This is a genomic window from Pyrobaculum islandicum DSM 4184, from assembly GCF_000015205.1.
In the GTDB taxonomy this organism is placed as follows: Archaea; Thermoproteota; Thermoprotei; order Thermoproteales; family Thermoproteaceae; genus Pyrobaculum; species Pyrobaculum islandicum.
This window is the reverse complement of the sequence record NC_008701.1, coordinates 1,692,736-1,716,104: the sequence shown is the minus strand read 5'-3', so window position 1 is coordinate 1,716,104 and position 23,369 is coordinate 1,692,736. Positions and strand designations below refer to the sequence as shown.

Genomic DNA, 23,369 nt, shown 5'->3' with positions numbered 1-23,369 from the left:
CTTTTAAATTTTATTTAGAATATAGGCAAAGGCTAGAGTTGCGGTGGCAAGAATTGCAAAAACTACAGGCGGGTTATCGGCAAGCGGAAGCCAGTGGAGATTCATGCCGTAAATGCTGGATATTATCAGCGCAGGCATGGCGACTGTGCCTAGCCAAGTTAGTTTTTTCATCGACGCGTCTAGAGACAGCTGTACTGTAGTAGCATAGAGGAGACGTATATCTCTAGCATATCTCCTAATGATAAGAGCTTTTCTATACAACGCTCTTGAGTAATTCTGTAATCTATGGCTAATAAAACCTCTTCTAAGCAACTCCCTGCCTAGGTAATGGAGTTGAGATGCCGTGTAATAGAGGTGATGTGCTAGATAAGATGCTGTATAAACGTCGCTGGGACGTACGGCCTCTTCCATCTCTAGTCTATACTCAAGCTGGTCTAGAAAACCCTCGGTATATTGCAGAGCAGTTGATAAACTGTCTAACGCCTTTTGAAAAGCCTCTTGTACAGTGCGGTAGGGGCCTTTGATAACTTTACCAGCTTGGTCAACTGCGAGCTCTACCCCCTCTTCTTTAACCTCGCCCTCTTCTATTTTAACTAGAGGAAGTTGAACTATTGTGATTCCACCTTCGTCAAATATATACACCATGATTTGTTTAAACTCTATGAGATATAAGAATGTGACAGTTGATATCGTTGACGTAAGTATGCTGCTTGTGTTATTGGTCGCGTTGGCGTTTTTTCCAAAGCCTCTGGGAGAGGTTGCCGTGATAACTACTATACCGCTTTTTAAAAAACGTATTGCGTGGACAAAGTTTTCACCAACTTACATAGCCCTGTCTCTCGCGGTTTTCACCACGGCGTTTGTCCTAGACTATCTCGCCATGGGCCCCCCCTCTTATATCCCGGCGTGGTGGGATGTTGTAGTTTTAACGCCGCTGGCCGAGGAGCTCGTTTTTAGAGCCGCGCCCTTCGCCCTCCTCCCGCCTCCCGCCTCTTGGATTTTTGCCGTCGTGGTCTTCGGGGCGTTGCATCCAGCCAACCCCCTTCTAGCCTCTCTCTACGGGCTCGCCCTCGCCCTTATGTACCGCGGCGGGGGATATGTGGCTTCTGTTGCGCTACACGCCTTCAACAACTTAATCTGGCTGACTCTTGCCGCAAGCCGTCTCTAAGTACTCTAGATAACGTCTCTTTAACTCACTGTGAGAGTAGAAGCCCTCTATGTGACCCCAAGGGAGGGGGTCGTCTCTTGGGCTAAAGACGTAGTTAAACACGCCTCTTTTTAACAGCCGCCTTAGGTAGCCTTGTGGCGACGCCGCCATGGCGGCCTCTTCTATATATTTTGCAATTTCTCTGCCGCCTAGCGCTATACCTGCTTGTATAGCGCCGAGCGTAGGCTCATAATATGTAAATTCGCCACGGGAGGCCCTCTGTAGACGTTTAATCTTGTCTCTTAGACGTTTAATATTTTCCATAGCGCTGTATTGAAACGGCGTCTGAGGCTTAGGGATAAAGGGGTTTACGCTAAGAGATAGACGAACTCCCATCCTGCCTACTTCCTTAATTAAATTTATAAGCTCTTCTATATCCCCCTCCTCTTCACAGGGGAGGCCGGCCATTAGGTACATCTTTATCTTCAGGCCTAGTTCAGCCGCTTTATCAACTACTCTCAAGATGTCTTTATTTGAGATGTCTTTCCCCAAGGCTTTTCTCAGTCTCTCGCTAGACTCGGGGGCGATAGTTAAAGTCTTTTGCCCCCCTGCCGCTATAAGCTCCAACATTTCATCATCAAGCAACTCGGCTCTTAGCGATGGGAGAGAAATAGGCACGCCCTTGTTAACGGCCTCTCTAAGCATAGTTTTAAAGTGTGGGTGTGCGTTTGCTGTTAGAGCAACAATAGAAGGCCTAATTCCATATTTTTTATACAGCTCTTCAGTCTCTTGCAAAACAACACGCCAATCTCTAGGCCGGTAGGGCTTTGAGATATAGCTCTCCATACAGAAGAGGCAAGCGTAGGGACAGCCTCTTGCCAACTCTACAGAGAGACTAAAGGCCGCCTCTGGCTCGGGTATACGTCTATAGTCAGAGACGGCGTCAGTCGCGTATGCAATTTTAATAGGCCGCGGGCCGTATGCAGGGTAGTACAGCTCCTCCGTCTCTTCTCCAGTCGACAAGTATTGTACAAGCGGTTTCCACAACGGCTCTAACTCGCCTATAGCCACAGCGTCTACAAACTCGGCGAGGGGCTCTGGATTCGCCGTGACGGGAGGCCCCCCGATCACCAACTTAGGCCTCTCCCTCTCTCTAGCCCTGGGAGGTATCTTTGCTTCTATAAGCATCTTGACCAGATTTACATAGTCGAGTTCGTAATGTATTGCAGCCACAATGTAGTCGAAATGGGCAAGAGGTGTGCCGTCTTCAATCCCATGGGGCCCCCGATCCGCCGTGAACCGCTCGACGTAGAACCCCTCGTCCTGGAGCTTGAAGTAAAGCATGTGGAAAACCACGGAAGACATGGCCACCGCGTAGGCGGAGGGGTAGAGGAGGGCGACCTTGACCGCGTTTTTCCTATACGCGACGCGTCTCACAGCTTAAATACCGCGGATGGAGAGAAAAATTTAGTTATACATACTTTCTTTCTACTCCCTCACACACTTGCCTTACGGCGGCGCCGTGAGGCGGGTGAGGCGTTGGTCAACGTGGGGAACGTGAGATTGTGATGGCGCTTCCTGCAACAACCCTTAGAAGAGGGTCAGGTGGGTTAAAAATGGTTTGTTTTACCCTCTTCACGGCGTCGGTCAGGTCCCCAGGGAGGGGCCAAGAGAGGTAGGGGACGATAGAAGATATAAATCATCGTTTTAAAAAATGCGTGGATTTTGTAAAAAGCCTCCGCAATGGGGAGTACGCGGTCTACGTCATAGTGCTATTTGTAACCGCGTTGCTACTTCTAATGTCGCTATATATGACTTTCTATAGAGTCTACGAGCTTATAAAAACCGCTACTGTTGAACAAACTGACAAAATAGCGCAGGCTATTTACAATGCGTTATCTGACCTATTTCTCGTCATAGTATTTGTAGAATTGATTGATACATTTATTACGTATATAGAGCAGAGACGTATAATTGTATACAAGATAGTAGATGTAGCTCTTGTGGCGCTTGCAAGAGAGCTTTTTGTATATCTAGCGCCTGTAAATAAGGAGTTTCAATTTGACAAGGCGGTGGCCATAATAGCCGCCACGTTAGTAGTAGGCGTGGTGGACTACCTCCAGAGAAAAGGTATGAGAACAGAGAGGCGTAGGAGATAAAAAGCGTTTTGTAAACACTAGTAGGCCATAGGCATGTTGAGAAGGAAGAGATCGCCCCTACTGCTCTCCTTCAAAACCTTCTAGTTTTAACTTTGTAAAAATTTTCACATACATGAGTCAAACTTATGGTAAGCCCCAAGGCGGCAGATGGGGGCTCTAAACGGCTGGCGTCCGTCCCCCGTATGAGCTGTCCTCTCGCCCCGACATACCCAGGGCGGGTCCTTAAGATCTGGAGACCAGGAGAAAGATATGGGACGAGAGATTTGCTTCTGTTATCTAAGGCTGGTTTTAACTATATCCTTAAATATGCCACAGAGATTTCTCCACATATAGCCATAAGCTAAGGGTTCAACACAAGGGGCGCTACAGAAAGCACAGACATCTGTCTCCGACCCTGGGGGACAGACTCCGAGCTAGGAGGTAAAGTTTATTAACACGCCTCTTTTGCTGTCTGTGTCTTCGGCGAGTTTTAATATCGTTTCGATAAGAGAAAACAAATTGTTGAATAGGAGGGAGCTCGTAGTAGAAGCAATGCACCAAAAGGCCTCAACGCCTACTCGACAGAGTGTAAGAGAGTGGGTGGCGCAACAACTAGGCGTAGATGTGGCAAATGTCTTTGTGAGAAAGATAAAGACCGAATATGGAATTGGGAAGTCTGTCGCAGAGGTGCACGTATACAACGATCAAAAACTGGCCCGGGTTATAGAACCGCTTTATATAATTGCGAGAAATCTAGGCGAAGAGGGCAAGAAATTGATAGAGGAGATTAAGAAAAGGAGGAGTGAACGCAGGGAGAAGAAGAGGAAGAAGAAAAAGAAGAAGTAGCTATGTCTAAGAAAGCCCCTGTCCAGAAGGAGGAGAAAAAGAGGCTCCCCCGCGCCGCCACTTGGTATGAACTTGATTTACAAAAGGGAGTGTTTAGGTTTAAAAACAAATTCTGCCCCAAGTGCGGCTCTGTCATGGCCTTCCACAGAGAGCCGGTGCCGAGGTGGCACTGCGGTAAGTGCGGTTTTACACAGTTCCAGAGGTAGTGCTGGTCTTAGGAATTGAATCAACAGCCCATACCTTTAGCATCGGCATTGTAAAAGACGGAAAGATACTCAGCCAGTTGGGCAAAACCTATATCCCACCAAGCGGCGCGGGGATACACCCCCGCGAGGCGGCAGAACACCACGCCCGTCACGCCCCAGCCATATTGCGCCAGTTACTAGATATGTTGGGACTCGCCTTGTCTGATGTAGATGTGGTCGCCTACGCAGCGGGGCCGGGTCTCGGCCCCGCTCTTAGGATCGGGGCTGTCTTAGCTAGGGCACTGGCCATAAAGCTTGGCATCCCTCTGGTGCCCGTCCACCACGGCGTGGCACACATAGAGGTGGCTAGATATACTACAAACGCCTGTGACCCCCTTGTCGTCCTTGTCTCAGGCGGCCACACTGTCATTACAGGCTACTCAGACGGACGTTATAGAGTCTTTGGCGAAACCCTTGATGTAGCTATTGGAAATGCTATAGATGTATTTGCAAGAGAGGTTGGACTGGGCTTCCCCGGCGTGCCCGCCGTAGAGAAATGCGCTGAGGCTGCCGACACTGTAGTGGCCTTCCCCATGCCGATTATTGGACAAGACCTGTCGTATGCTGGACTTGTCACCCATGCGCTACAGCTTGTAAAAAGCGGGACGCCCCTACCGGTTGTATGTAAATCGCTCATAGAAACAGCATATTATATGTTAGCCGAGGTCGTAGAAAGAGCTCTAGCTTATACAAAGAAGAAGGAGGTGGTGGTGGCTGGCGGAGTTGCGAGAAGTAAACGACTGAGAGAAATCCTTAGTGCCGCCAGTGGGGAACACGACGCCGTTGTGAAAATTGTGCCAGATGAATACGCGGGCGATAACGGAGCTATGATAGCTCTCACCGGATACTACGCATATAAACACGGTATATATACAACTCCAGAGCAAAGCTTTGTAAAACAAAGGTGGAGGTTAGATAACGTAGATGTGCCTTGGTTCTACGACCTCTGCAACCCCCATTAAGTGACGCTGGCTCTCCCCGGGAGGGCCAGGAGTCGCAAGGGGGGCTACACAACAAAATAACCCCATTTCCCCCGTCTTAACTCGCTTTATCCAAGTTCTATTACTTTGTCGTAACTTGTCATCAAGCGTCCCCGAATGTTAAATTGCGCTTTCTTCTGTCGCTATTAGGAGTGTTCTGCGTTTTTCTTTTCTGGGATTTGCAAGAATAGGGGAAAATACACGTATTGGTTAGGATTCTGGCAGCGATGATTGTAAATGTCACCGTGGTGTGATATCTGGCTCTGTCTCTAGTCACTCCGAGGTCGTCCTCCAGATAGTTATCGCTCTGTTGGCTTGTTTAAAAGGTTTTCGCCGAGTAGATATCAATGTATATATAGGTGTCTGTACATAGAAATGGTGAAGTGGGCTTTTGTATTTATTGGAGTGGGTGTTGCGTTAGTAGCTTTTGCAATAGCCAACGCGTTTCTGCTTTATTTCACAAGTGTGCCTAAGACGACATTAAACGTAACAGCGCCTCTAATAGGCCAAGTGAAAATCTCGGGGATGCCCGACCCGTATCAAGTGGGCGTAGGAGTATTGAGAGGCGTTCTTCTACTGGCCATAGGCCTTATCGGAGGGAAACTTATAGATACTGGACTTACAGAGCTTAGAGAGAAGAGACGGGAAGAAGCTCTTAGAAGATATTATGAACAATATGGATATCAGTACCAACAGTATTGACGAACTTGTCCTAGAGTATTTTAGACGACTAGATGAGAGGGGGCTGAGCGAGTGGATAGACAAAGTGTTCCCCACCTCTTCTACACTGGAACGCGTCAGAGAGCTTGCAGGGCTCTCGGCAGAGGAGGCAGTGGAGAGACTTGCCAACGAAATAGTCAACAAAATCGCCGTTGATGTAGCCGCCGAGGTCGTAAGAGCGCCGGCTGAAACCGCTACATGGCTTCTGGCGCGGAGGATCGCCCTCTGGTATCTTCAGCTGGCCGTGGAGCTCGGCGTCGTGCGCACGCGTAGGTAAGCGTCGAGCTCTCTATACGTCTCCACTATCCTCTTGCTGAGCTCTATCTGCTCCCTCCAGTAGCCCTCCACCTTCCTCCTATGTCTCTTTATGAATTGTTCATAAAGTGGGTGTGGCGGTGCGGGGCGGCGGCCCCACAGCGGTGTGCCAGGAAGGGGTATGTAATAATGCATGCGGATGTTTGCCCCCATGGCGATCAGCTTCTCCATCTCTCTCACTGTCTCTACGACATCATCTTCATCCTCGCCTGGCAGCCCCCCTATTACATCTACCACTGGCTTAAAGCCCATTGAAACCGCAGTTTTAACCGCCTCCTCAACTGTGGCGATGTCGTGACCCCTTTTTGTTAACTTTAACAGTTTCTCAGAAGCGGTCTGTAGGCCGAAAGAAATACGGCGGTTTGCAACATATGGCTTAATCGCCTTGAGAATGTCTCGTGTCACAGTCTCTGGCCTAGTCTCCGAGGGAAAGGTTCCGAGATATGGTACTCCGCCAGTCTCTCTAATCGACTTGAGCAAGCTCGCTAACGCGTCTGGGTTAGGAGTTCTGCCGTCCGACGACCCGTAGAGAAAGCCCACCGGTGCTATAAACCTGATCTCTCTATGGCCGGTAGATACATAAGCCTTAGCTAGCTCTACGACATTTTCCAGTGGCCTGAAGCGGAGGGGGCCTTGCGCCCAGGTTTGGCAAAAGGCGCATCTATATGCGCAAGACCTCATTATTTCAATCGGCGGGTATATCCCCAACGATTTGCTATATGTCTTATAGATGAGTTCCGCATAGAGGCGGCGACCCGCTCTAGGCCTCCCGTCTATAAACATTACTGTATTCGGCGGTATATCCCTCCCAGCGTTAACCTCTCTCTCTATAATAGCCGGGAGGGCAACTTCTCCATCGCCAACTACCACATATTTAACGCCGAGTTTTAATAACGTAAGCGGGTCACCTACCGCATGTGGGCCACCGACTACTACTGGATACCTAGAGGCTACCTCTAAAATTTCGCGCCAATGTTCTACAAAGGTAGGTGTCGAGAGGCTGTAGAGTACTAAAAACTGTTTGCCCTTTTCTGCCAACGCCGCCGCGTCTGCCAGCGGGTTTCGCGTTGGCACTATCCGATATTTATCCTCCACAGGGGCTACGGCATATGCCATGCCGTTGTTTGAACCCTCAAATAGTCTTGCTAACAGAATCACGTTTTATTTATTCCATGTTTTTAAAGCTATGCTCTTAGCGTATGTGAGGGGGCCTCCCGTAGCTGTGTTCGCAGGGTCTTGGCTGTGTTCTAAGTCGCCTATCGATGGGACACCAGTGGCCCTCGGAGAGCCATTCGGCGACTGTGACCCAGTAGTGGCGCGGCTTATGTCTATTGCAACTTCTGTGAGGATTGTAAAGCAGACTGGCACAAAGGTATTCATAAGTAGGGAGTTGGGAGAAGATGGCGTAGATGCAGCTTTTGCAGGTGGGGCAGACGGCGTATTGGAGGAGCTCGACTATGCGGTTGGGGACTACCGGAACGGCGTGAAATTTGTGCTTCTTGAGCCTAGAGATGTAAGCGATTTACTTAACGCCGTCCGTACAATTGCGGAGAAAGCTCGAAAATCTTTTGACGTCCTTGTGGCGACTGACTTAGATAAAGTTGGCGTATTTGCGCCGTATGTAGATGGCGTAGTTTTAAAAGGCGGGTGGGTTACAATAGAAGTTGGTGAAGTTGGCTATGTGCCAGAAATCGGCAGATGTCTCTACTGCGGAGTAGACTACCTAATGTACAGCGGCGTTTTACGTAGGTGTATATACTGCGGGAGGAAGCTAACTAAGGTTATTACTTCTGCAAAGCCGCCTAGGTCTCGTGCAGTTTTTCGCTCGATTTATAGAAAGTATGTTTCATTAAATAAACTCCGGTTCAAAATTGTATAACTCTGTTTATCTTAGTCTATTTTCTCATTTCACATATAAATATTATGATATATAATTATAGTATTTAGATATATATACTGAGTTATACTTATATAACTGGGTATACTCGCCACTATGCAGTTTATTAAATGGATAAATGAGGTTAGTAAAAATGATATCTTACTAGTAGGCGGAAAGGGCGCAAATCTCGGCGAGGTGGCACGTCTTGTACAAGTGCCGCCGGGGTTTATAGTGACTTCAGAGGCATTCCGCTACTTTCTTGAAGTAACAAATCTCAAGGAGAAAATTAAGAGCGTTCTCTCCGAATTTATTACCAGCGGAAATCCCGAGGAATATGAGCGGGCAAGTGTTGAAATACGTAAGTTAGTTGAAAGCGCTCCGTTGCCCACCGATTTAGAGAGAGAAATCGCCAGCGCTTATTTAAAGCTTTGTGAAATTACTGGCGTAAAGAACGTAGCTGTAGCTGTAAGAAGCTCGGCCACTGCTGAAGACATCCCTGAAGCCTCTTTCGCAGGCCAACAAGACACCTATCTTAACGTGCGGGGGGTAGAAAACGTCATAACACATGTGAAAAAAGTGTGGAGTTCTCTTTACACAGCTCGTGCGTTATACTACCGTGAGAAAATGGGGATACCTCATGAAAAGAGCCTAATGGCTGTAGTAATTCAGAAGCTTGTCAACGCGAGATCCGCTGGCGTTATATTTACACTTGATCCAACAAATGGCGATAGGTCTAAGGTAGTTATTGAGGCAAGTTGGGGTCTCGGCGAGGGAGTAGTAAGAGGCGTTGTAACGCCAGATGAGTACATAGTTGATAAGTCTACTATGAAGATAGTTGAGAAAAGGATTTCTACAAAGAAAATTGCCGTAGTAAGAGATGAGGGGGGCCTTACAAAAGAGGTAGAGCTCCCGCTTGAGAAGGCACAGGCGCCTGCGCTTACAGACGAAGAGGTTATAGAATTGGCAAAGATGGCTATAGTGTTGGAACAACACTATGGCTATCCTGTAGATATAGAATTCGCCGTAGACGCCGATATGGTCTTTCCGCAGAACCTCTTTATACTCCAGGTAAGGCCGGAGACCGTCTGGTCTAGAAAACAGACTGAAGCAAAAAAGGAGGAGGTAACGCCGGCCGGAGCTGTAGTTGTGAGAGGTATTGCAGCTAGCCCAGGCGTGGCCGTAGGTGCCGCTAAAATATGTCTCACCCTCGAGGACGCAAAGAAGAAGCTAAAGAAGGGCGACATCTTAGTTACAAAAATGACCGATCCAGACTGGGTGCCCTACATGCGTCTCGCGGCCGCAATTGTTACCGACGAAGGCGGGAGGACTTCACACGCTGCAATTGTAAGTAGAGAACTCGGCATCCCTGCCGTTGTGGGCACAGGCAATGCGACATCTGTTTTAAAAGATGGTGAAATATATACCGTAGATGGCAGTAGAGGCGTTGTACTAGCCGGGGCAGTAGTTGAAAAAGCTGAGGAAAAACCGGCTGTAACTACGGCCGCTCCACCACGGGAGATAATTTTCCACATCTACCGCGCAATACCTACAGGTACCAAGGTGTATATGAACTTGGGAGAGCCTGATAAAATAGATGAATATAAAGATCTGCCATTTGACGGGATTGGCCTTATGAGAATTGAGTTTGTAATCTCTAGTTGGATAGGCCAACACCCGCTTTATCTGCTGTCAATAGGGAAGGAGGATAAGTTTATCAACAAGATGGCCGATGGCATAGCTAAAGTAGCCTCGGCAATATATCCAAGGCCCGTCGTTGTGAGATTCAGCGACTTTAAGACCAATGAATATAGGGGTCTTGAAGGCGGCGAGAAGTTCGAGCCCGAAGAGCGCAACCCGATGCTTGGATGGCGTGGCGTATCGCGCTACGTCTCTCCACAATATGAAAAGGCGTTTAGACTAGAGCTTAAGGCGGTGAAAAAAGCCAGAGAGGAGATGGGCCTCAATAACATATGGGTAATGGCGCCTTTTGTTAGAACAGTATGGGAGGCAGAGAAATTTGCTAGGCTTCTCGAAGAAGAGGGGCTCTACCGCGACCGCGATTTCAAAGTGTGGGCCATGGCAGAGGTGCCCTCGATCGCCTTTATGGTAGAGGAGTTCTCTCAATATTTCGACGGCTTCTCCATAGGCTCTAACGATCTTACACAATTAGTACTTGGCGTTGATAGAGACAACGACTTCTTAGTACGTATCAACCCCAAGTACTTTGATGAGAGAGAGGCACCAGTGTTAAGGGCGATTTATGATATTATAAAGAGGGCGCATAAAATGGGCCGCACAGTGTCTATATGCGGACAGGGACCCTCTGTATATCCACAACTTGTGGAATTCCTTGTGAGAGCAGGCATAGACAGTATTTCAGTCAATCCAGACGCCGTGTTACAGACCAGAGTTCTGGTGGCTTCAGTTGAGCTTAAAATTCTCCGCGAGAGACTAGATGTCGTCTATGCCAAGCTATATAAGCTCGACGAAACAGAAGAGTTCTACGAAATTTTGAAGAAAGTATTTGGAGGAGTGAGGTATTAAGATGGTGGACCGGCCGGGATTCGAACCCGGGATCACCCGCGTGCAAGGCCTATGCGGGGCCTAGCCCCTGGGCATCCTTCCGCTAGACTACCGGCCCTCGCCTATTTCAAGCATTCACTTTTTATACTTTACGCCAACGGGGGTGTATGTATTTCGTTTTCTGGCTCTATGACATAATACCTCCCTTTTGTCCAAACGCCGTGTTTGCAAGTTCTCATTAGTTCAAACAAGAGGTTTCCCAAGTGGTTTAGAATAAAGATAGCTTCTCTTCCCTCCTCAACTGCGGCAAGCCGCCTCTCCGCCCACCGGACCCAAACCCTCGCATTATTGATGACTGTACAACATTCATCTATACACACAAGCCAACCCACTGGCGTGTCCGGCAGAAGTGGGTAGAGACATCTAAGAGCTTTTCTCAACATGTAAAGACTTTTCGTATAGTACCTCTCCGCACCAGTTGAGAGATAGAACCCGAGGTTAAACAAAGACCAATAAGCCCTCAGGAGACACTTCCTCTGTCTTCTGCAAATGACGGCAGCTGCATTTATATAACTCAACGCAGTTTCTAAAGCACCGAAAACCTTGACTATACTTGACGCTTTTGAAACACAGAGTTGACTCCCGAACCATAGAACTTCTGTATCGCCTAAATCGCCTGGACAAGACCCTGCAAATATGCAAGGCTTAGATAAAACAGGCACAAAAGATACTAAGCCCCTATTTAAAATCTATACTTGTAAAAACCGCCATTGGGGACGTCTTTACTATATCCCACACTATACGTTCTACACCTTCTACAGATGATATCTTTATAGTAATGCCTTCTGTATATATACTACTGGACACCCCTCTTGCCCTTAGCTCTCCGGATATTCGTCTATATACATACTCTACAAGATACGGAGTTGAAACAGTTATAGAGATACGTCGTTCCATATATATCTAGAATGGTTGTAAATATAAATTTTCCTGCACCTCAAGATCCGCCAATTATTGGTCTTATCATTAGAAAAATTTTAAAAGTGGAAAATAGTGTATAACCCGAGCCCGGTCGTCTAGCGGCCAAAGGATAACCCGGCTTGGGATGCGGGGCTCTGGACAGTGCCGGAGGCACCCACAACCCGTGGCCCGGGTTCGAATCCCGGCCGGGCTACCATTATCTTAAAACCATCCAGACGTGTTTAGAGACGCCTTAGGCCTTGCTCTCTGTATGAGCTAGTATAATGATATATAATTTCCGATAGATTTATTTAACAAAACCGCGTGTTGGTTATGAAAGCAGAAATCTTAGCTAGGAAGCCGCCTATAACGGCAACTCCAGACACAAAGATTAAAGATATTGCCAGAATTATGGCGGAGAAAAAAATAGGTCTGGTGGTTATAGTGGATAAATCACAGCCAGATGTAGTAGTCGGCGTTGTATCTGAGCGTGATATCGTAAGAGCGGTAGCTAATAACATTGATGTGAATTTACCGGCCAAAGAGATAATGACTTCTCCAGTAATTACAATAGAGGGCGACGAGCCTATCTGGAATGTGGCAAAAATAATGCATGAACATAACATACGCCACGTTGTTGTTACAAAAGGTGGGAAACTCTTCGGAGTGATCTCAATTAGAGACTTGGTGTCTGAGCAGTCTGTATTAAGAAGTCTTATAGAATACGGTACCCCAGAAGAGCATAGACCAAGTGCAGATTAGTTTTAACAAGTTTAATCCCTATAACAACTTAAATTTTTAAGAAAAGACAAATTCCAGAGAGAACATATATTAACCTGGTGTCATTTATTAACATGGAAAAAATCGTGGTAGGATATGACGGCTCTCCTCAAGCCAAAAAGGCCCTTCAAAAGGCGAAAGTCCTCGCAGAGAAATTTGGATCTAAGATCTATGTTGTACATGTAATAGACACGGCGATATTATCTCTCTCCGACATGTTTTCCTCGCCTACAGTATTAACAAGTTTGAGAGAGAAAGCCGAACAATTAATAAAAGAGGCCTTAGAGGCCTTAGGTGGTAATGCGGAGGGCAAAATACTTGAAGGCGATCCAGCTCACGAAATTGTGAAACTCGCAAGAGAGATAAACGCGTCTCTTATAATACTGGGGGCTAGAGGGCTTTCAACAATTAGGCGTATTTTAATGGGTAGCGTATCTTCAAGAGTTGTACAAGAGTCGCCGATAGACGTCTTAATAGTCAAAGGCTAGCAAACCCCCTTTTGTGACGCCCAGCCTCTCCGGGAGGGCCGTGTGCTACCTGCAGAGACGTCACAAGGGCGCCCGATAGTCATTCTGTCTCTGTTAACTCCAAAGACTAACGAGCTTGTAGAACTCCACGTATCAACGGCAGTGCAGAAATAGATAAAATCGCGCCTGAGAGTATAAACGCCAGATGAGGAGATATAGAATATATATAAGCCACAGTCACGCCTCCGGCGATGGCTCCAGAATATTCTAACGCCAGCGTCGCGCCCATAACCCTCCCCCTATTCTCCGGCGTTATATAATCGCCGACTAAAGCCCTTCTTATAGACATGGCGATCTCGCCGCCAATCCCTATAATTATAGTTGCTGTGACTAACGAAACTACGTTTTTCCAAACTCCAATCATAAAGTAGCCCACAGCCATTAGAAGTAGCCCGGAGAAGAGAGCTGTTACACGAGGCGCCTTGTCTATAACTGGCATTAAGATAAGGCCGAAGAAGATTCCAACGGCAGTTGTGGCGCTCTGTATAACTCCCCAAGACGTATTATCTATGCCGATCACGTTTGTCGCATATAACACGCCAAAAGTCTGTAGAGAGATTCCGGCAAACGAGACTAAAAACCCTAGAAGTGTGATATATATGATAAAAGAGGGCATTGTAGACATCCCTCTCCAGAAGTGGTAAGATTGTAGAATTTCTGAGATTAATTTCCTGCCGTCTATCGGCTTAATTTCTATAGTCTCTTGGAGGGCTCTCATACGCAATACAGCTACTGTAACTGAAATCAGACCAGAGATTATGAATGATAGACGCATACCGAAAAGTCCCATGTGGTCTAAGAGGTATCCGCCTACTGGCGGTAGAAAAAGCCAGGGCACTTGTGGGAGGACTGCAGTCAGCATCATGCCCCCGCCCCTTTTATCAGGTGGGAGAGAGTCAAGTAATATTGCTGTTAGAGCTGGTTGATAAAAATGGAGTGCCCAATCTATCACATATACAACGGCAAATTGTCTCCAGTCTTGAACCGCGGCGTAGAAAAACTGGACTATCGCTATCCCCCACGTACCCACCACAATAGACCTCTTCCTCCCGACTACATCTGTTAAAACTCCCCCCGGGAGGATAGTAAGCAATACGGCAAGAGAGCCAAGAGATCTCACAAGGCCTATCTCGATGTCTGACGCCCCCAACATATGTAGGTATTTAGACATATAGGGCTGAGTTAACGAACCTGATATCGCGAATAGAAACCACGAGATTATCATAGCGCCCACGTTCCCCCTAAGCCAAAATGAGAGCCCCACGATTGTTGCCGGCTATCTACCACTTTATAAATTTATATAGGTGGGTCAAATAGGGGCCTATGAATAACTGGCTTGTCTTCACAATCGCATTTGTCGTCACTATGGGCATACTCTTTGCAACTCTAGCCACCGGCGCCTATGGCAAAGAGCCCATGTACAAGCCGTATTGGGAAGACCAAGCCAAGAGACAAGCCGTATTAAACTACGTCTCACAAATAGGTATTTTAGCTCAACGCGGCCCGCAGGGGGTGGTAATAGTGGGGTACCGCGATCAAATCAACACGGCAAATCGACCTGAGTTATTGGCTGTATTACGCGAGTTGTTAAAAACAGCAGAGGGGTATACAGTGTATTTAGCCCCATGGGCTATAGACAACGCGACAAGAGGATACCTCTCTCTTCTCTATGATGGCAAAATAACGCTACAAGACTATCTACAGGGGGAGATTAAAAACGCCACGGTTTTTACACAGAGAGTAGACCAGGCGTTTGAACTTGCAAAACTTGTGGCGCACTCATATGGCCAATATAGGCCGCTGGGGGGTGCGCCGGTGGCACAAACGCCTCCTATATATGTTGTAATATTTCGTAACGACACCTCGTATGTTGTATATGAGCCTTTTACAATTGGCAGAGATAGGACGTACACAGACTGGCTCAGGTGGATAAAGACGGCATTTGAAAACTTAAGACAGGGACAGGGAAAAATAACTCCATAGGTAGTAAATACCTATTACAAACACGTAGATAACAAAAAGCCTCCTCACCGTTCCAGACTTTAGCTTCGGCATAATATATCTGCTCGAGGTATAGGAGCCTATAAAGCTGCCAACTGCTATGGCTACTGCCAGCGGGAGGTTAAGCACGCCTAATGCTGCATATATAGTAGTTGAAGATACTGCAGTTGGGAAAATAATACCCATGCTCATAGCGGCGGCTGACTTGGGGTCAAAGCCTGAGATTAATATAAGAGCTGGGACAAAAATCGTGCCTCCTCCGACTCCAAAAAGAGAAGAGGCAAAGCCGCCGATAAATATAAGGAGTAGGCCTAGCCAAGGTATATTTCTGCGCGGCCTCGCGTTTTTTAAAAGCACCATGCCAACTGCTATTAGGTAAATACCATATGCTAATTTAATCCACGGCCCTGAGTATTTAACAGAAACAACGGCGCTTATGGCTGCGGCCAAAAGAGATATAGCCATATATCCGGCTAATACTCTAAAGTTGATCATTTTTCTGTAATTATACACAGCGACTGCAGATGTGACAACTATAGAAAACATACTTGCCGCCGCTGCAGTTTGAAAGACCACACCTGATAGATTTAACATAGGGACAATTATCACGCCCCCTCCTACGCCGATAAGAGGGCCAAGAAGGCCGCCCAAAAGACCCGCTAAAATGGCAATCCAATACATATGACCAAATCAACCACACCTATTAAAATAACAGCATGCCTATTTTCAGAAACCCATATACCTTCAGTTTAGGGGACTCATATTGTAAGAATCAACGTTTTTAATTTCATAAAACACGTTATTTTGGAAATAAATCGGCGTATGAAACCTACGCTTACAACCAGGGGGCTCACAATATTAAAATCTCTACTTCACAATTTAATGTGATGACACCCCAATGGTCAGAACATGAAGACACTCGCATGGGCTGAGTAACGGGTCAAATTCTCTAACCTCGTAAAGGCTATGAAAACAGAGAAATTGAAAGCCTAGACCTCTGCCTAGAGATATTTTTAGCTTTCACCCGCGCTTCCCGCTTGCACGAGGTTTAAAGAGTTGGGCTTGTGTTATCAAATTTTTAAACGCAAAAGTTGTGAACTTTATGGCACGTAGGAGGAAATACGAAGGTCTAAACCCCTTTGTCGCAGCGGGTCTTATTAAATTTAGTGAAGAGGGAGAGTTGGAGCGTATTAAACTAAACCCAAGAACTGCTATCTTAGTCTCAATTACGGTAATTATAGCAATTTTAGTCTTAAACATCCTACACCCCCTTTAACACACGGAAAAATTTTAATTCCCAGCCTATTAAGTAAGTAGGCGGGGGTGCCCGAGCCAGGTCAAAGGGGCAGGGTTTAGGTCCCTGTGGCGTAGGCCTGCGTGGGTTCAAATCCCACCCCCCGCACCACCTCTTTATAGTCTTGGTAAAACCCAGAAAGCCGCAGAATATTAAAGCCGAACCCAGTATACTACCTCTTTCTCCACGCGCCGTATTACACCAGCTTCTTCTAGGTAGATTAAGTGACTGAGGGCCTCTCCTATGGCAAAGATTTTGTTATATGCATTAAATTGGTCGAAGGCGCCGGCGTCCCAACTAATCCTTTTAGCAACTTGATATGTAGTTAAAGGCTCTTGTAATACCTTTAGTATTTCGTTTAATCTCCTTTCGTGATGTTTTAACAACTCCGAAACTCTGGCAGATAAATTAGGGATTTCATCCCCATGCGCCGGAAATCCCCTTGTCTTTAAATCGACTTTTTTTAGACTAGACAAATACTCCTTCAACGGATTAAACCCTGGACGTGGATACCAGGAGATATTTGGCGTTATTTTTGGCAAGACGTGGTCGCCGGTAAAAATTCCAAATTTTGTCACATATACTGTGTGTCCCGGCGTGTGGCCGGGCGTCCATACTGCTTCAAGCCCACAACCAACTTTTTCGCCATCGCCAACACCCTTCCAATTTAATTTCCATATATCTTCATACGCCTTTCTAAACCTAGACATTGGATGTAACTTAAGAAAAGCCTCAAGTATGTCGGCTGGAACTCCGTGTCTCTTGTATTCATCTATGTACTTATTTATAAATTCATCAAAAGAAGTTATTGTATCCCTTAGTTCTTCCTTCCCAATATAAAAATCTGGAGATGCTACTTCAGATAGAAATTGGACAAGAGTTATATGGTCTGCATGTAGATGTGTAATAAACACCTTCGAAATCTCTGAAAGTTTTACGCCTAGCGACTTAAGCCCTCTTATAAGCGCAAGAGCTGCGTCATACGTGGCGAGACCTGCGTCTATTAACACATACCCATCTGAACACCTGAAAACATAGACATTGATGTGGCCAAGCTCCATACCTGGCAACGGCACCTTTAGCCTTTCAAATGACATACTGTGTCTATGGAATATCTCCATATATGTATTCCTCCGAGACTCATATAAAAGAAGCCGCACAGCTCTATAAGCCGACAAATTTTGCACTTATAGACATCTTCATAGGAAGCCTCCAGCTCAAGGCGTTTTCAACTTGATAACTACAACAGGTACGTCAGACGATTGCTAAAGGGAAACGCCGGAGGGAACCCAAACCGATGCCAACTAGGGATGGGAAAAGCTATAGGTACCCGAGTCCTGGAGGAAAGCTAGTAGTAGGAAGAGAAATCGCCATTATACATGACGTATTTGTAAGCGTGAGGTTGTCTCTCTAGCGCAGTCTTTAAGAAAGGCTCTGTGACATTATAGGCCCCGCCCCTTGGGGCGAGAAGAGGCCGTCGTTTAACAACAGCTACATATCGCCTTACTCGACATGGGAATTAACACAGTTTTGATAAAAAGTATTATAGTTGAATCCGTCGTATGTACTTCCCTATTGAGAAACCTGACGTCTGGGGGATTTTTAAAAAGAGACTTAATAGATTTGTTGGATTGGCTGAAATAGATGGAGTTGAAACTCTTGTACATATCCATGACCCAGGTAGGCTTCAAGAGTTGTTATTTCCCGGCGCAATGATATGGGCTAGGCGTAAACAGAGGGGCAAGACACAATATTATCTAACTGCCGTAGAACTAGACGACGAACTTGTACTTATAGATCCGGCAGCACATAACAAAGTAACGTCTTGGCTAATAGAGGCCGGATTCTTACTACGCGGATATGCAATTGAGAGATATGAGCCAGCCTTTGGAAAGGGGCGGTTTGATCTCTTACTCAGAGGGCCCAATGGCCAGAGGGCTCTTGTAGAAGTCAAGGGCGTCACGCTTGAAGCTGGCGGTAGAGCGCTTTTTCCAGACGCCCCAACTTCAAGAGGTGCGCGGCATATGGAAGAGCTTGCAAAAGCAGTGACGGAGGGCTTTGAGGCCCATGTTATATTTCTAGTGTTTAGGAAGAGGGCTAAGGTATTTTCGCCGAACTGGGAGATGGACAGAAAGTTTGCAGAAGCTCTGGTCAGGGCTTACAGAAGCGGCGTCTATATACACGCGGTAAAATTAGAGATGTTTAAATGGGGTCTGAGATATATAGAGGAGTTGCCTATCGATTTGCTAGCTCTTTGAGAAAGCGATATACGGAGCCCCAGATCTTATCGTCATCTCTAATCTTGTTTTCAAAATTTTCATACCCGGCCCACTCTCTAAACGCCCTTTCTGTACTATCATCCCACACGCCTGTCACCTCCCCCCTGTAGAAACACAGCTTTTTCAAGATCTCTTGAACCTCCGCCGCCACATCTCTTTTGTTTATCACATCTCTTGGGTCGTCTCTGTTTAAATGACTACAGTAAGAGCTGTGCTTTCAAAACTATCGCGAGAGAGGAGTGTTTACCTAGATAAAGACGGCGTATGGAAGATGTATTGACATAGCTTTATAAAGGCAGAAAAATAAAAATTCTTTGGAAAGGCCAAGCCTTACACAAATGCTTGGTCTCGCCAGAGTCACAACTAGCGACACTACCTAAATCTTACGTCATTTCAAGCTGGGTGTCGAAGAGGTAGGAAAACTTGTGGGATCTATATTACCATATATTGGCGATAATAGCTAGGCAAAATAAGCACAATTAAAAGCCTTTTTAAAAAACGGTACATGTTATTTTTATGTGGACAAAGCTCAAAAACTTCATAAATAGCATGTGTCTAATACTTGCGCCGTACATCAACATATGTAAATTCGGAGGTCCGCCGCAGAAGAGTAATGTGGCTGAGAAAAGAGAAGATAGGTGTAGTAAGCTTAGATAACTGCCCTATGTCTCAAAAACGGGGCTTTTTAGTAAAAATTTTTACCCCTCTACAACTCCCGACGTGGATCTACTAAAATTTATAGAAACTTTCAACGCCGAAATTGCAAAAAGACTTGATGTAGTTGAAAGCCGTGGTGAGACAAATGGATTAATGGAGTGGGTAAATGGGAGAGTTGGAAACTACGAAGTCTACTTCCTATGGTTTCCCAAGACCAAGCGGCTGGCATATGCCGTAAGAGGGCCGGGGCTTAGGAAAGAAGAGGTAGTAAATCTGGGGAGCGTTTTCGAGGCTGTGGCGTATGTAGAGAGAGTGATTAGCCAGTTGAAAAAATGAGGGTGGCAGTTCTCTACACAGGGGGGAAAGACAGCCACTACTCTCTCTTAAAGGCACTTGAGGATGGACATGAGGTGGCGTGTTTAATAACTGTCGTATCGCAAAGAGCAGACTCCTATATGTTCCACACTGTAAATATCAAGTGGAGTCTATTACATGGAGAGGCCATGGGTGTGTCCCAATATTTAGTTGAAGTAAGCGGCGAGAAGGAGAGGGAAGTAGAAGAACTTTACCAATCGCTAAAGGTAATAGTAGAGCGGCACAAGATAGAGGGTATTGTGACAGGGGCTGTGGCGTCTAGATATCAAAAATCGCGTATAGACTCCCTAGCCGAAAGACTCGGCCTTGTCCACATAACGCCTCTCTGGGGCCGCGACCAGGAAGAGGTCTTGAGGGAAGAGGCGCGGAGATTACGTTTTATAATTACCGCCGCAATGGCGATGGGGCTAGAGCCCAGACACTTGGGCCTTGTCGTAACACCAGAGGTAGCAGAAGAAATAATCGCCGCGAGTAGGAGATATGGGTTCTCCCCCGTCGGCGAGGGAGGAGAATATGAAACATATGTTTTTGAAAGCCCCCTGCTATCTGTCGAAATAGTTGCGGGCGAAAAATACTGGCACCCCAGCGGGTGGGGCTACTTTGTTATTAAAGAGGCCAGAATTAAAAATTTAAATAAAGGCGGAGTAAAGAGACTAGCCCCGGTAGCTCAGTCCGGCAGAGCGGCGGAGGACCGCCAGTCCGCCGACGCTGCAGGCTACGGCAGCCACCCGTAGGTCCCGGGTTCAAATCCCGGCCGGGGCTCCAATGTCCGTCTTATCGCGCTCTCTATTTCTGTTGATTAAGCAAATAATAGAAAGTTGGCGTGACATATTTCAACTTGGCAATTTGCTGTGTCTTAGGTGGGAGCGGCTGCGCCAGCTCTCTAATCTTATCTCTAATGACGTATTTCTTTACTCTCTTTTTGAGATCTAGCGTCAGCTCTTCATACTCCGCGGCGTATCCCTCATCCACTAACTGCCTAAGCGCCTCTTCCACAGCTGGAAGAGAGACTTCAAACCTCTCCCTAAGCTCGTCTCTTGCAACTGAGACGAGGGCATATACCGTATGGACGTCGGCAGAAACTACAGATGCCAATACTGACGCCACTAATGTTTTTAGATTCACTTATCTATTTACATATTTTGATAAATATTCTACGTTGATATTTGTTCAAACCACTGCGACCTGTTTACTCTTTTAAGCTCTTGGAATAGAAACCCGGCAAGTATAAACACAAGCTTTGTATATAGTTGGCCACGTCTGTTGTAGTAGTCTAAAGTTGCTGAAAATGGTATTTTAAGAACGGCGCCTTGATATTTAATCCCTCTTTCATGTTTATTTAAAACAGTAGCAATAAGCTGTAGACAGTTTACATAGGTTGAATACAGCGCTCAGGTGGTTTATACCGTCTTATAACTTCCCCATAGCCAGTCCCCGCCACCGCATTTTCCAACAGCCGCTGCTAAAACCTCAGCTGGCACCACGGCGACAGATTGAATTAACGCAAGCGCAAGTTTTTTCGTAATTAAATTCCCGCGGGCTAGCGCCAATTTCACATAGTCTCTAAACGGTCTTAAATCCACCCTCACTCTCTCAGCCGCCTCGTATAGAGTATTTAACACCTCGATCCAACTCCTCTCCTCCACCTCCTCAGCTCCCCTCCCTGCGTAATACTCAAGCCCCCCACTACTGTGGGCGGAACGTCGATCGACAGTCTGTAGGGGTTTAGAATTGCCTCTACCACAGCTTCGTTTAATACACCACGTTGGCAAAGCCGCTGCATCTTCCCTAGGCACGGGCTTCTGCCCAAGGCAAGCGCAACTATTGACTTGGCTAAGTCGTCGTAGGCCTCGTAAGCAATTACATAAGCCTTTACTAACATACGTATATCTATCTCCCGTAAAGCTATGCCGCAGAGACGTCGCACTTCCTCAGCCACCTTTAGAAGAGCCTCTTTATATAACCCCCAGTTTTGCGCCTAGCGCCTTTATATACCAAGTGGGTCTCATTAACCGTCTCAACTCCCCCGCCGATTGTAGCGCCAATATTTTTACATACTCTTTGTGAGGCCTTGTGACTCTGTCTATAAGCGCCAGGAGCTTTTCTAACGTCCTAACTTTAGACTCCACTACGTCGTAGTGTATAGACTGTGCAACCATGGAAGGCGGAAGATATTTATTTGCCAATACGTTTATAAAAACTCTACCTTTTGAACACGTAGAGGCATACACCGATTTTATAAAAGACATAAGTCTCTCCACATATACACGCCTGGCTTCTTTCACAACGGCGGCGGGATCCTCGTCGCAATATTGAAGAGACTTCGCCCCATAGAGAGCCATAAAACCCAACCCCTCGCCCCACTCTGAGATCTTCTCCACTACGACATTCGCATAATCGTCGCCACAGTAAACCTCGCTATTTTGAAGAAATATCTCTCTAGCAACCTCTAGACTTGGCTTAACCACCACTTTTTCATATCTAGAAAGCTCTGATCTACAACATATACACAATTAGGTCGAAATACCAAAGACCCTCATAGCCTTGTAATATTTTTGTGCTACTTCTACGGCGTATTGACCTGGCGTATCTACGAGATACAACTCCTTGTTTCCAACTACTATCTGATAGACGCCGGGCCTCCGGGTAACTCTCGGCGTTTTTGCAATCCCGAGTATCCTATAGATATATGTGGTTTTTCCAACTTCGCCGACGCCCATAAAAACAACTGGGTTACTCTCCTTCTTTCGATACATCTGTTATACAGAGGTCTGAGTCTCTATATATAATCTTCCCACCCCGGCCGCATTCTTCGCCTCTGCCTAGGCCTAACGTCTCTGAGATAAGGTCTGCAAATATCCCGAGGGCTCCCATGAAATTTACCCTATATACTCTCTTCGCCAGCTCCCGGACTCTTTTTAAATCTACTCCCCTGTGGCATATAATTGCGAAGGAGAACAGCCCATATTTGTCCGCGGGTAGATCGTCTATACGCCCTACCTCAAAGCTGACGTAGAGAGAGACGGACATAGATTCGCCGATTTTTTCCAGCTCTAGAGGTAACCGTATTGAGACGCGCTCTTCCTCAAGCGCTAAGACTTCCCAGTGTTCGTCTAATACCACAAGGTCTGCCCCCGTTGCTGCAGATATCTCTGTAGAGAAGCCACAGGGAAGCCAGCCCGCCACCAGCGCCAGCTCTCCTCTACCTATTTTCGTCGACGCTCTTACTCTTAGCGATTGGAAAAGTGCTGTTGCGGCAAAAAGCGCCTCGTGATTTAGTCTAAAGGCTTCGCCAAGGAGATGGGGGATGATTATGTCGTCAAAAACTGCGCCGAGTAGACGGCTAGATACAGTAGGCAACACTTTGTTTGTACGCTTGTATTTATCGCCACGTTTTACAAAATAGCCTAGCTCAGCTAATAGCTGATATATCCTTCCCAGGGCATCGTCTACCTTTACCTCGTTTTGTTTCAATAGGAGACGTAGGTAACGGCTTCCGGCGACTCCTGCGTCAAGAGCTGTAGACACGTTTATCACTAACGCGTAGCTATTAATATACAACTTTTTCAACAATGTCTATAACGCGTGTAACGTCGGCAGATCTACGACAAGAGACTACGTCGGCAAACCATCTTTTATGTTCTATGCGGCGCTTGGATGACCTCGGCATCCCGCCACGCGGCTTTCGCGTTCGACAAGCCTG

General features: G+C 46.6%; 31 protein-coding genes, 4 tRNA genes and 2 pseudogenes. 21 read left to right on the top strand and 16 right to left on the bottom strand.

What is annotated here, in order from left to right:
- Window positions 1–3 precede the first annotated feature (3 nt).
- A complete protein-coding gene (locus PISL_RS09785; protein ID WP_011763621.1) occupies window positions 4–645 on the bottom strand; it encodes a CorA family divalent cation transporter in 642 nt (213 codons plus the stop codon).
- 16 nt (window positions 646–661) lie between these two features.
- Here PISL_RS09785 and PISL_RS09780 point away from each other — a divergent pair, with 16 nt between their 5' ends.
- Window positions 662–1,168: a CPBP family intramembrane glutamic endopeptidase gene (locus PISL_RS09780; RefSeq protein ID WP_053240501.1), complete on the top strand. Its 507-nt coding sequence runs from the start codon at window positions 662–664 to the stop codon at window positions 1,166–1,168.
- On the opposite strand, the gene PISL_RS09775 is transcribed toward PISL_RS09780, so the two are convergent.
- The gene (locus tag PISL_RS09775) at window positions 1,133–2,584 is read right to left on the bottom strand and encodes a B12-binding domain-containing radical SAM protein (RefSeq protein ID WP_011763619.1); all 1,452 of its coding nucleotides are present in this window, start codon (window positions 2,582–2,584) and stop codon (window positions 1,133–1,135) included. The genes PISL_RS09780 and PISL_RS09775 overlap by 36 nt on opposite strands.
- Before the next feature lie 281 nt (window positions 2,585–2,865).
- Here PISL_RS09775 and PISL_RS09770 point away from each other — a divergent pair, with 281 nt between their 5' ends.
- The 6 genes from PISL_RS09770 (at window position 2,866) to PISL_RS09740 (ending at window position 6,353) form a co-directional block, all read left to right on the top strand.
- Window positions 2,866–3,306, top strand: a complete 441-nt coding sequence (locus PISL_RS09770) for a phosphate-starvation-inducible PsiE family protein (protein ID WP_011763618.1) — start codon at window positions 2,866–2,868, stop codon at window positions 3,304–3,306.
- 453 nt (window positions 3,307–3,759) lie between these two features.
- The gene (locus PISL_RS09760; RefSeq protein WP_011763617.1) at window positions 3,760–4,131 is read left to right on the top strand and encodes a 30S ribosomal protein S24e; all 372 of its coding nucleotides are present in this window, start codon (window positions 3,760–3,762) and stop codon (window positions 4,129–4,131) included.
- A gap of 2 nt (window positions 4,132–4,133) precedes the next feature.
- Complete coding sequence (locus PISL_RS09755; RefSeq protein ID WP_011763616.1) at window positions 4,134–4,337, top strand: 30S ribosomal protein S27ae; 204 nt, start codon at window positions 4,134–4,136, stop codon at window positions 4,335–4,337.
- Window positions 4,337–5,338, top strand: a complete 1,002-nt coding sequence (gene kae1 / locus PISL_RS09750) for a KEOPS complex N(6)-L-threonylcarbamoyladenine synthase Kae1 (protein ID WP_011763615.1) — start codon at window positions 4,337–4,339, stop codon at window positions 5,336–5,338. The genes PISL_RS09755 and kae1 overlap by 1 nt, the downstream gene beginning before the upstream one ends.
- Before the next feature lie 393 nt (window positions 5,339–5,731).
- Complete coding sequence (locus PISL_RS09745; RefSeq protein ID WP_011763614.1) at window positions 5,732–6,058, top strand: hypothetical protein; 327 nt, start codon at window positions 5,732–5,734, stop codon at window positions 6,056–6,058.
- Window positions 6,033–6,353 (top strand): hypothetical protein, encoded by a 321-nt coding sequence (locus PISL_RS09740; protein ID WP_011763613.1) that lies wholly within the window; start codon window positions 6,033–6,035, stop codon window positions 6,351–6,353. Before PISL_RS09745 ends, PISL_RS09740 begins: the two co-directional genes overlap by 26 nt.
- Here the strand turns inward: PISL_RS09740 and PISL_RS09735 are convergent.
- Window positions 6,311–7,549 carry a TIGR04013 family B12-binding domain/radical SAM domain-containing protein gene (locus tag PISL_RS09735; protein WP_053240499.1) on the bottom strand — a complete coding sequence of 413 codons (1,239 nt, stop codon included), beginning with the start codon at window positions 7,547–7,549 and terminating at the stop codon, window positions 6,311–6,313. The genes PISL_RS09740 and PISL_RS09735 overlap by 43 nt on opposite strands.
- 28 nt (window positions 7,550–7,577) lie before the next feature.
- On the opposite strand from PISL_RS09735, the gene PISL_RS09730 reads away from it, so the two are divergent.
- Together PISL_RS09730 and ppsA are read left to right on the top strand one after the other, a co-directional pair.
- Entirely contained in the window at window positions 7,578–8,270 is a 693-nt protein-coding gene (locus tag PISL_RS09730; RefSeq protein ID WP_011763611.1) for a hypothetical protein, read from the top strand.
- A 114-nt stretch (window positions 8,271–8,384) separates the two neighbouring features.
- Window positions 8,385–10,814: a phosphoenolpyruvate synthase gene (ppsA, locus tag PISL_RS09725; RefSeq protein ID WP_011763610.1), complete on the top strand. Its 2,430-nt coding sequence runs from the start codon at window positions 8,385–8,387 to the stop codon at window positions 10,812–10,814.
- A gap of 2 nt (window positions 10,815–10,816) precedes the next feature.
- Here ppsA and PISL_RS09720 read toward each other — a convergent pair.
- The 3 genes from PISL_RS09720 to PISL_RS09710 form a co-directional block, all read right to left on the bottom strand.
- Window positions 10,817–10,911: transfer RNA gene (locus PISL_RS09720), tRNA-Ala, on the bottom strand.
- Window positions 10,912–10,942: 31 nt separating this feature from the next.
- Window positions 10,943–11,515: an ATP:cob(I)alamin adenosyltransferase gene (locus PISL_RS09715; protein ID WP_011763609.1), complete on the bottom strand. Its 573-nt coding sequence runs from the start codon at window positions 11,513–11,515 to the stop codon at window positions 10,943–10,945.
- Between the two features lie 16 nt (window positions 11,516–11,531).
- The gene (locus tag PISL_RS09710) at window positions 11,532–11,750 is read right to left on the bottom strand and encodes a hypothetical protein (protein WP_011763608.1); all 219 of its coding nucleotides are present in this window, start codon (window positions 11,748–11,750) and stop codon (window positions 11,532–11,534) included.
- A gap of 108 nt (window positions 11,751–11,858) precedes the next feature.
- Here PISL_RS09710 and PISL_RS09705 point away from each other — a divergent pair.
- The 3 genes from PISL_RS09705 to PISL_RS09695 all read left to right on the top strand — a co-directional run bounded on the left by PISL_RS09705 (window position 11,859) and on the right by PISL_RS09695 (window position 13,021).
- Window positions 11,859–11,970, top strand: a tRNA-Gln gene (locus PISL_RS09705).
- A gap of 116 nt (window positions 11,971–12,086) precedes the next feature.
- Window positions 12,087–12,515 (top strand): CBS domain-containing protein, encoded by a 429-nt coding sequence (locus PISL_RS09700; protein ID WP_053240498.1) that lies wholly within the window; start codon window positions 12,087–12,089, stop codon window positions 12,513–12,515.
- A 92-nt stretch (window positions 12,516–12,607) separates the two neighbouring features.
- Window positions 12,608–13,021, top strand: coding sequence for a universal stress protein (locus PISL_RS09695; protein WP_011763606.1), 414 nt, complete (start codon window positions 12,608–12,610; stop codon window positions 13,019–13,021).
- 106 nt (window positions 13,022–13,127) lie between these two features.
- Here PISL_RS09695 and PISL_RS09690 read toward each other — a convergent pair whose 3' ends face one another.
- The gene (locus tag PISL_RS09690) at window positions 13,128–14,324 is read right to left on the bottom strand and encodes an MFS transporter (RefSeq protein ID WP_011763605.1); all 1,197 of its coding nucleotides are present in this window, start codon (window positions 14,322–14,324) and stop codon (window positions 13,128–13,130) included.
- A gap of 59 nt (window positions 14,325–14,383) precedes the next feature.
- Between PISL_RS09690 and PISL_RS09685 the strand changes: the two genes are divergently transcribed.
- Complete coding sequence (locus PISL_RS09685) at window positions 14,384–15,043, top strand: hypothetical protein (RefSeq protein ID WP_011763604.1); 660 nt, start codon at window positions 14,384–14,386, stop codon at window positions 15,041–15,043.
- Here the strand turns inward: PISL_RS09685 and PISL_RS09680 are convergent.
- Complete coding sequence (locus PISL_RS09680; protein WP_011763603.1) at window positions 15,011–15,742, bottom strand: sulfite exporter TauE/SafE family protein; 732 nt, start codon at window positions 15,740–15,742, stop codon at window positions 15,011–15,013. The two genes, PISL_RS09685 and PISL_RS09680, sit on opposite strands and share 33 nt — an antisense overlap.
- A 421-nt stretch (window positions 15,743–16,163) precedes the next feature.
- Here PISL_RS09680 and PISL_RS09675 point away from each other — a divergent pair, with 421 nt between their 5' ends.
- Together PISL_RS09675 and PISL_RS09670 are read left to right on the top strand one after the other, a co-directional pair.
- On the top strand, window positions 16,164–16,337 hold the full coding sequence (locus PISL_RS09675; protein WP_011763602.1) for a preprotein translocase subunit Sec61beta: 174 nt from the start codon (window positions 16,164–16,166) through the stop codon (window positions 16,335–16,337).
- Window positions 16,338–16,378: 41 nt separating this feature from the next.
- Window positions 16,379–16,466 (top strand) — tRNA-Leu (locus PISL_RS09670).
- A 41-nt stretch (window positions 16,467–16,507) separates the two neighbouring features.
- Here the strand turns inward: PISL_RS09670 and PISL_RS09665 are convergent.
- Window positions 16,508–17,452: an MBL fold metallo-hydrolase gene (locus tag PISL_RS09665; protein WP_053240578.1), complete on the bottom strand. Its 945-nt coding sequence runs from the start codon at window positions 17,450–17,452 to the stop codon at window positions 16,508–16,510.
- Here PISL_RS09665 and PISL_RS11105 point away from each other — a divergent pair.
- Together PISL_RS11105 and sfsA are read left to right on the top strand one after the other, a co-directional pair.
- Window positions 17,446–17,592 (top strand): hypothetical protein, encoded by a 147-nt coding sequence (locus PISL_RS11105; RefSeq protein ID WP_167827686.1) that lies wholly within the window; start codon window positions 17,446–17,448, stop codon window positions 17,590–17,592. The two genes, PISL_RS09665 and PISL_RS11105, sit on opposite strands and share 7 nt — an antisense overlap.
- A 325-nt stretch (window positions 17,593–17,917) precedes the next feature.
- Entirely contained in the window at window positions 17,918–18,613 is a 696-nt protein-coding gene (gene sfsA / locus PISL_RS09660; RefSeq protein ID WP_011763600.1) for a DNA/RNA nuclease SfsA, read from the top strand.
- On the opposite strand, the pseudogene PISL_RS09655 reads toward sfsA, so the two are convergent.
- Window positions 18,591–18,812, bottom strand: a pseudogene (locus PISL_RS09655) (putative peptidoglycan binding domain-containing protein); the annotation flags it as partial. The gene sfsA and the pseudogene PISL_RS09655 sit on opposite strands and share 23 nt — an antisense overlap.
- A gap of 338 nt (window positions 18,813–19,150) precedes the next feature.
- On the opposite strand from PISL_RS09655, the gene PISL_RS11100 reads away from it, so the two are divergent.
- The 4 genes and pseudogenes from PISL_RS11100 (at window position 19,151) to PISL_RS09640 (ending at window position 20,431) form a co-directional block, all read left to right on the top strand.
- Window positions 19,151–19,291 (top strand): hypothetical protein, encoded by a 141-nt coding sequence (locus PISL_RS11100; RefSeq protein ID WP_167827685.1) that lies wholly within the window; start codon window positions 19,151–19,153, stop codon window positions 19,289–19,291.
- Between the two features lie 63 nt (window positions 19,292–19,354).
- Complete coding sequence (locus PISL_RS09650; RefSeq protein WP_011763599.1) at window positions 19,355–19,627, top strand: hypothetical protein; 273 nt, start codon at window positions 19,355–19,357, stop codon at window positions 19,625–19,627.
- Window positions 19,624–20,271, top strand: a pseudogene (locus PISL_RS09645) (diphthine--ammonia ligase); the annotation flags it as partial. The gene PISL_RS09650 and the pseudogene PISL_RS09645, both read left to right, overlap by 4 nt.
- A gap of 51 nt (window positions 20,272–20,322) precedes the next feature.
- Window positions 20,323–20,431, top strand: a tRNA-Cys gene (locus tag PISL_RS09640).
- A 21-nt stretch (window positions 20,432–20,452) separates the two neighbouring features.
- Here PISL_RS09640 and PISL_RS09635 read toward each other — a convergent pair.
- From PISL_RS09635 to PISL_RS09610, 6 genes are all read right to left on the bottom strand, one after another.
- Entirely contained in the window at window positions 20,453–20,791 is a 339-nt protein-coding gene (locus PISL_RS09635) for a FliH/SctL family protein (RefSeq protein ID WP_011763597.1), read from the bottom strand.
- A gap of 275 nt (window positions 20,792–21,066) precedes the next feature.
- On the bottom strand, window positions 21,067–21,312 hold the full coding sequence (locus PISL_RS09630) for a hypothetical protein (RefSeq protein WP_053240496.1): 246 nt from the start codon (window positions 21,310–21,312) through the stop codon (window positions 21,067–21,069).
- A complete protein-coding gene (locus tag PISL_RS09625) occupies window positions 21,282–21,605 on the bottom strand; it encodes a hypothetical protein (RefSeq protein WP_011763596.1) in 324 nt (107 codons plus the stop codon). The genes PISL_RS09630 and PISL_RS09625 overlap by 31 nt, the downstream gene beginning before the upstream one ends.
- Before the next feature lie 16 nt (window positions 21,606–21,621).
- The gene (locus PISL_RS09620) at window positions 21,622–22,134 is read right to left on the bottom strand and encodes a hypothetical protein (protein ID WP_167827684.1); all 513 of its coding nucleotides are present in this window, start codon (window positions 22,132–22,134) and stop codon (window positions 21,622–21,624) included.
- Window positions 22,135–22,179: 45 nt separating this feature from the next.
- Window positions 22,180–22,422 carry a Rab family GTPase gene (locus PISL_RS09615; RefSeq protein WP_011763594.1) on the bottom strand — a complete coding sequence of 81 codons (243 nt, stop codon included), beginning with the start codon at window positions 22,420–22,422 and terminating at the stop codon, window positions 22,180–22,182.
- Window positions 22,400–23,194, bottom strand: a complete 795-nt coding sequence (locus PISL_RS09610) for a hypothetical protein (RefSeq protein WP_053240494.1) — start codon at window positions 23,192–23,194, stop codon at window positions 22,400–22,402. Before PISL_RS09610 ends, PISL_RS09615 begins: the two co-directional genes overlap by 23 nt.
- Window positions 23,195–23,369: the final 175 nt, after the last annotated feature.

Coding starts and splice junctions, on each gene's coding strand:
- PISL_RS09615 (WP_011763594.1), bottom strand. CDS start 22,422: ATGTATCGAAAGAAGGAGAGTAACCCAGTTGTTTTTATGGGCGTCGGC.
- PISL_RS09700 (WP_053240498.1), top strand. CDS start 12,087: ATGAAAGCAGAAATCTTAGCTAGGAAGCCGCCTATAACGGCAACTCCA.
- PISL_RS09755 (WP_011763616.1), top strand. CDS start 4,134: ATGTCTAAGAAAGCCCCTGTCCAGAAGGAGGAGAAAAAGAGGCTCCCC.
- PISL_RS09675 (WP_011763602.1), top strand. CDS start 16,164: ATGGCACGTAGGAGGAAATACGAAGGTCTAAACCCCTTTGTCGCAGCG.
- PISL_RS09695 (WP_011763606.1), top strand. CDS start 12,608: ATGGAAAAAATCGTGGTAGGATATGACGGCTCTCCTCAAGCCAAAAAG.
- PISL_RS11105 (WP_167827686.1), top strand. CDS start 17,446: ATGACATACTGTGTCTATGGAATATCTCCATATATGTATTCCTCCGAG.
- PISL_RS09685 (WP_011763604.1), top strand. CDS start 14,384: ATGAATAACTGGCTTGTCTTCACAATCGCATTTGTCGTCACTATGGGC.
- PISL_RS09785 (WP_011763621.1), bottom strand. CDS start 645: ATGGTGTATATATTTGACGAAGGTGGAATCACAATAGTTCAACTTCCT.
- PISL_RS09710 (WP_011763608.1), bottom strand. CDS start 11,750: ATGGAACGACGTATCTCTATAACTGTTTCAACTCCGTATCTTGTAGAG.
- PISL_RS09780 (WP_053240501.1), top strand. CDS start 662: ATGAGATATAAGAATGTGACAGTTGATATCGTTGACGTAAGTATGCTG.
- ppsA (WP_011763610.1), top strand. CDS start 8,385: ATGCAGTTTATTAAATGGATAAATGAGGTTAGTAAAAATGATATCTTA.
- PISL_RS11100 (WP_167827685.1), top strand. CDS start 19,151: ATGTGGACAAAGCTCAAAAACTTCATAAATAGCATGTGTCTAATACTT.
- PISL_RS09665 (WP_053240578.1), bottom strand. CDS start 17,452: ATGTCATTTGAAAGGCTAAAGGTGCCGTTGCCAGGTATGGAGCTTGGC.
- PISL_RS09740 (WP_011763613.1), top strand. CDS start 6,033: ATGGATATCAGTACCAACAGTATTGACGAACTTGTCCTAGAGTATTTT.
- PISL_RS09730 (WP_011763611.1), top strand. CDS start 7,578: ATGCTCTTAGCGTATGTGAGGGGGCCTCCCGTAGCTGTGTTCGCAGGG.
- PISL_RS09745 (WP_011763614.1), top strand. CDS start 5,732: ATGGTGAAGTGGGCTTTTGTATTTATTGGAGTGGGTGTTGCGTTAGTA.
- sfsA (WP_011763600.1), top strand. CDS start 17,918: ATGTACTTCCCTATTGAGAAACCTGACGTCTGGGGGATTTTTAAAAAG.
- PISL_RS09680 (WP_011763603.1), bottom strand. CDS start 15,742: ATGTATTGGATTGCCATTTTAGCGGGTCTTTTGGGCGGCCTTCTTGGC.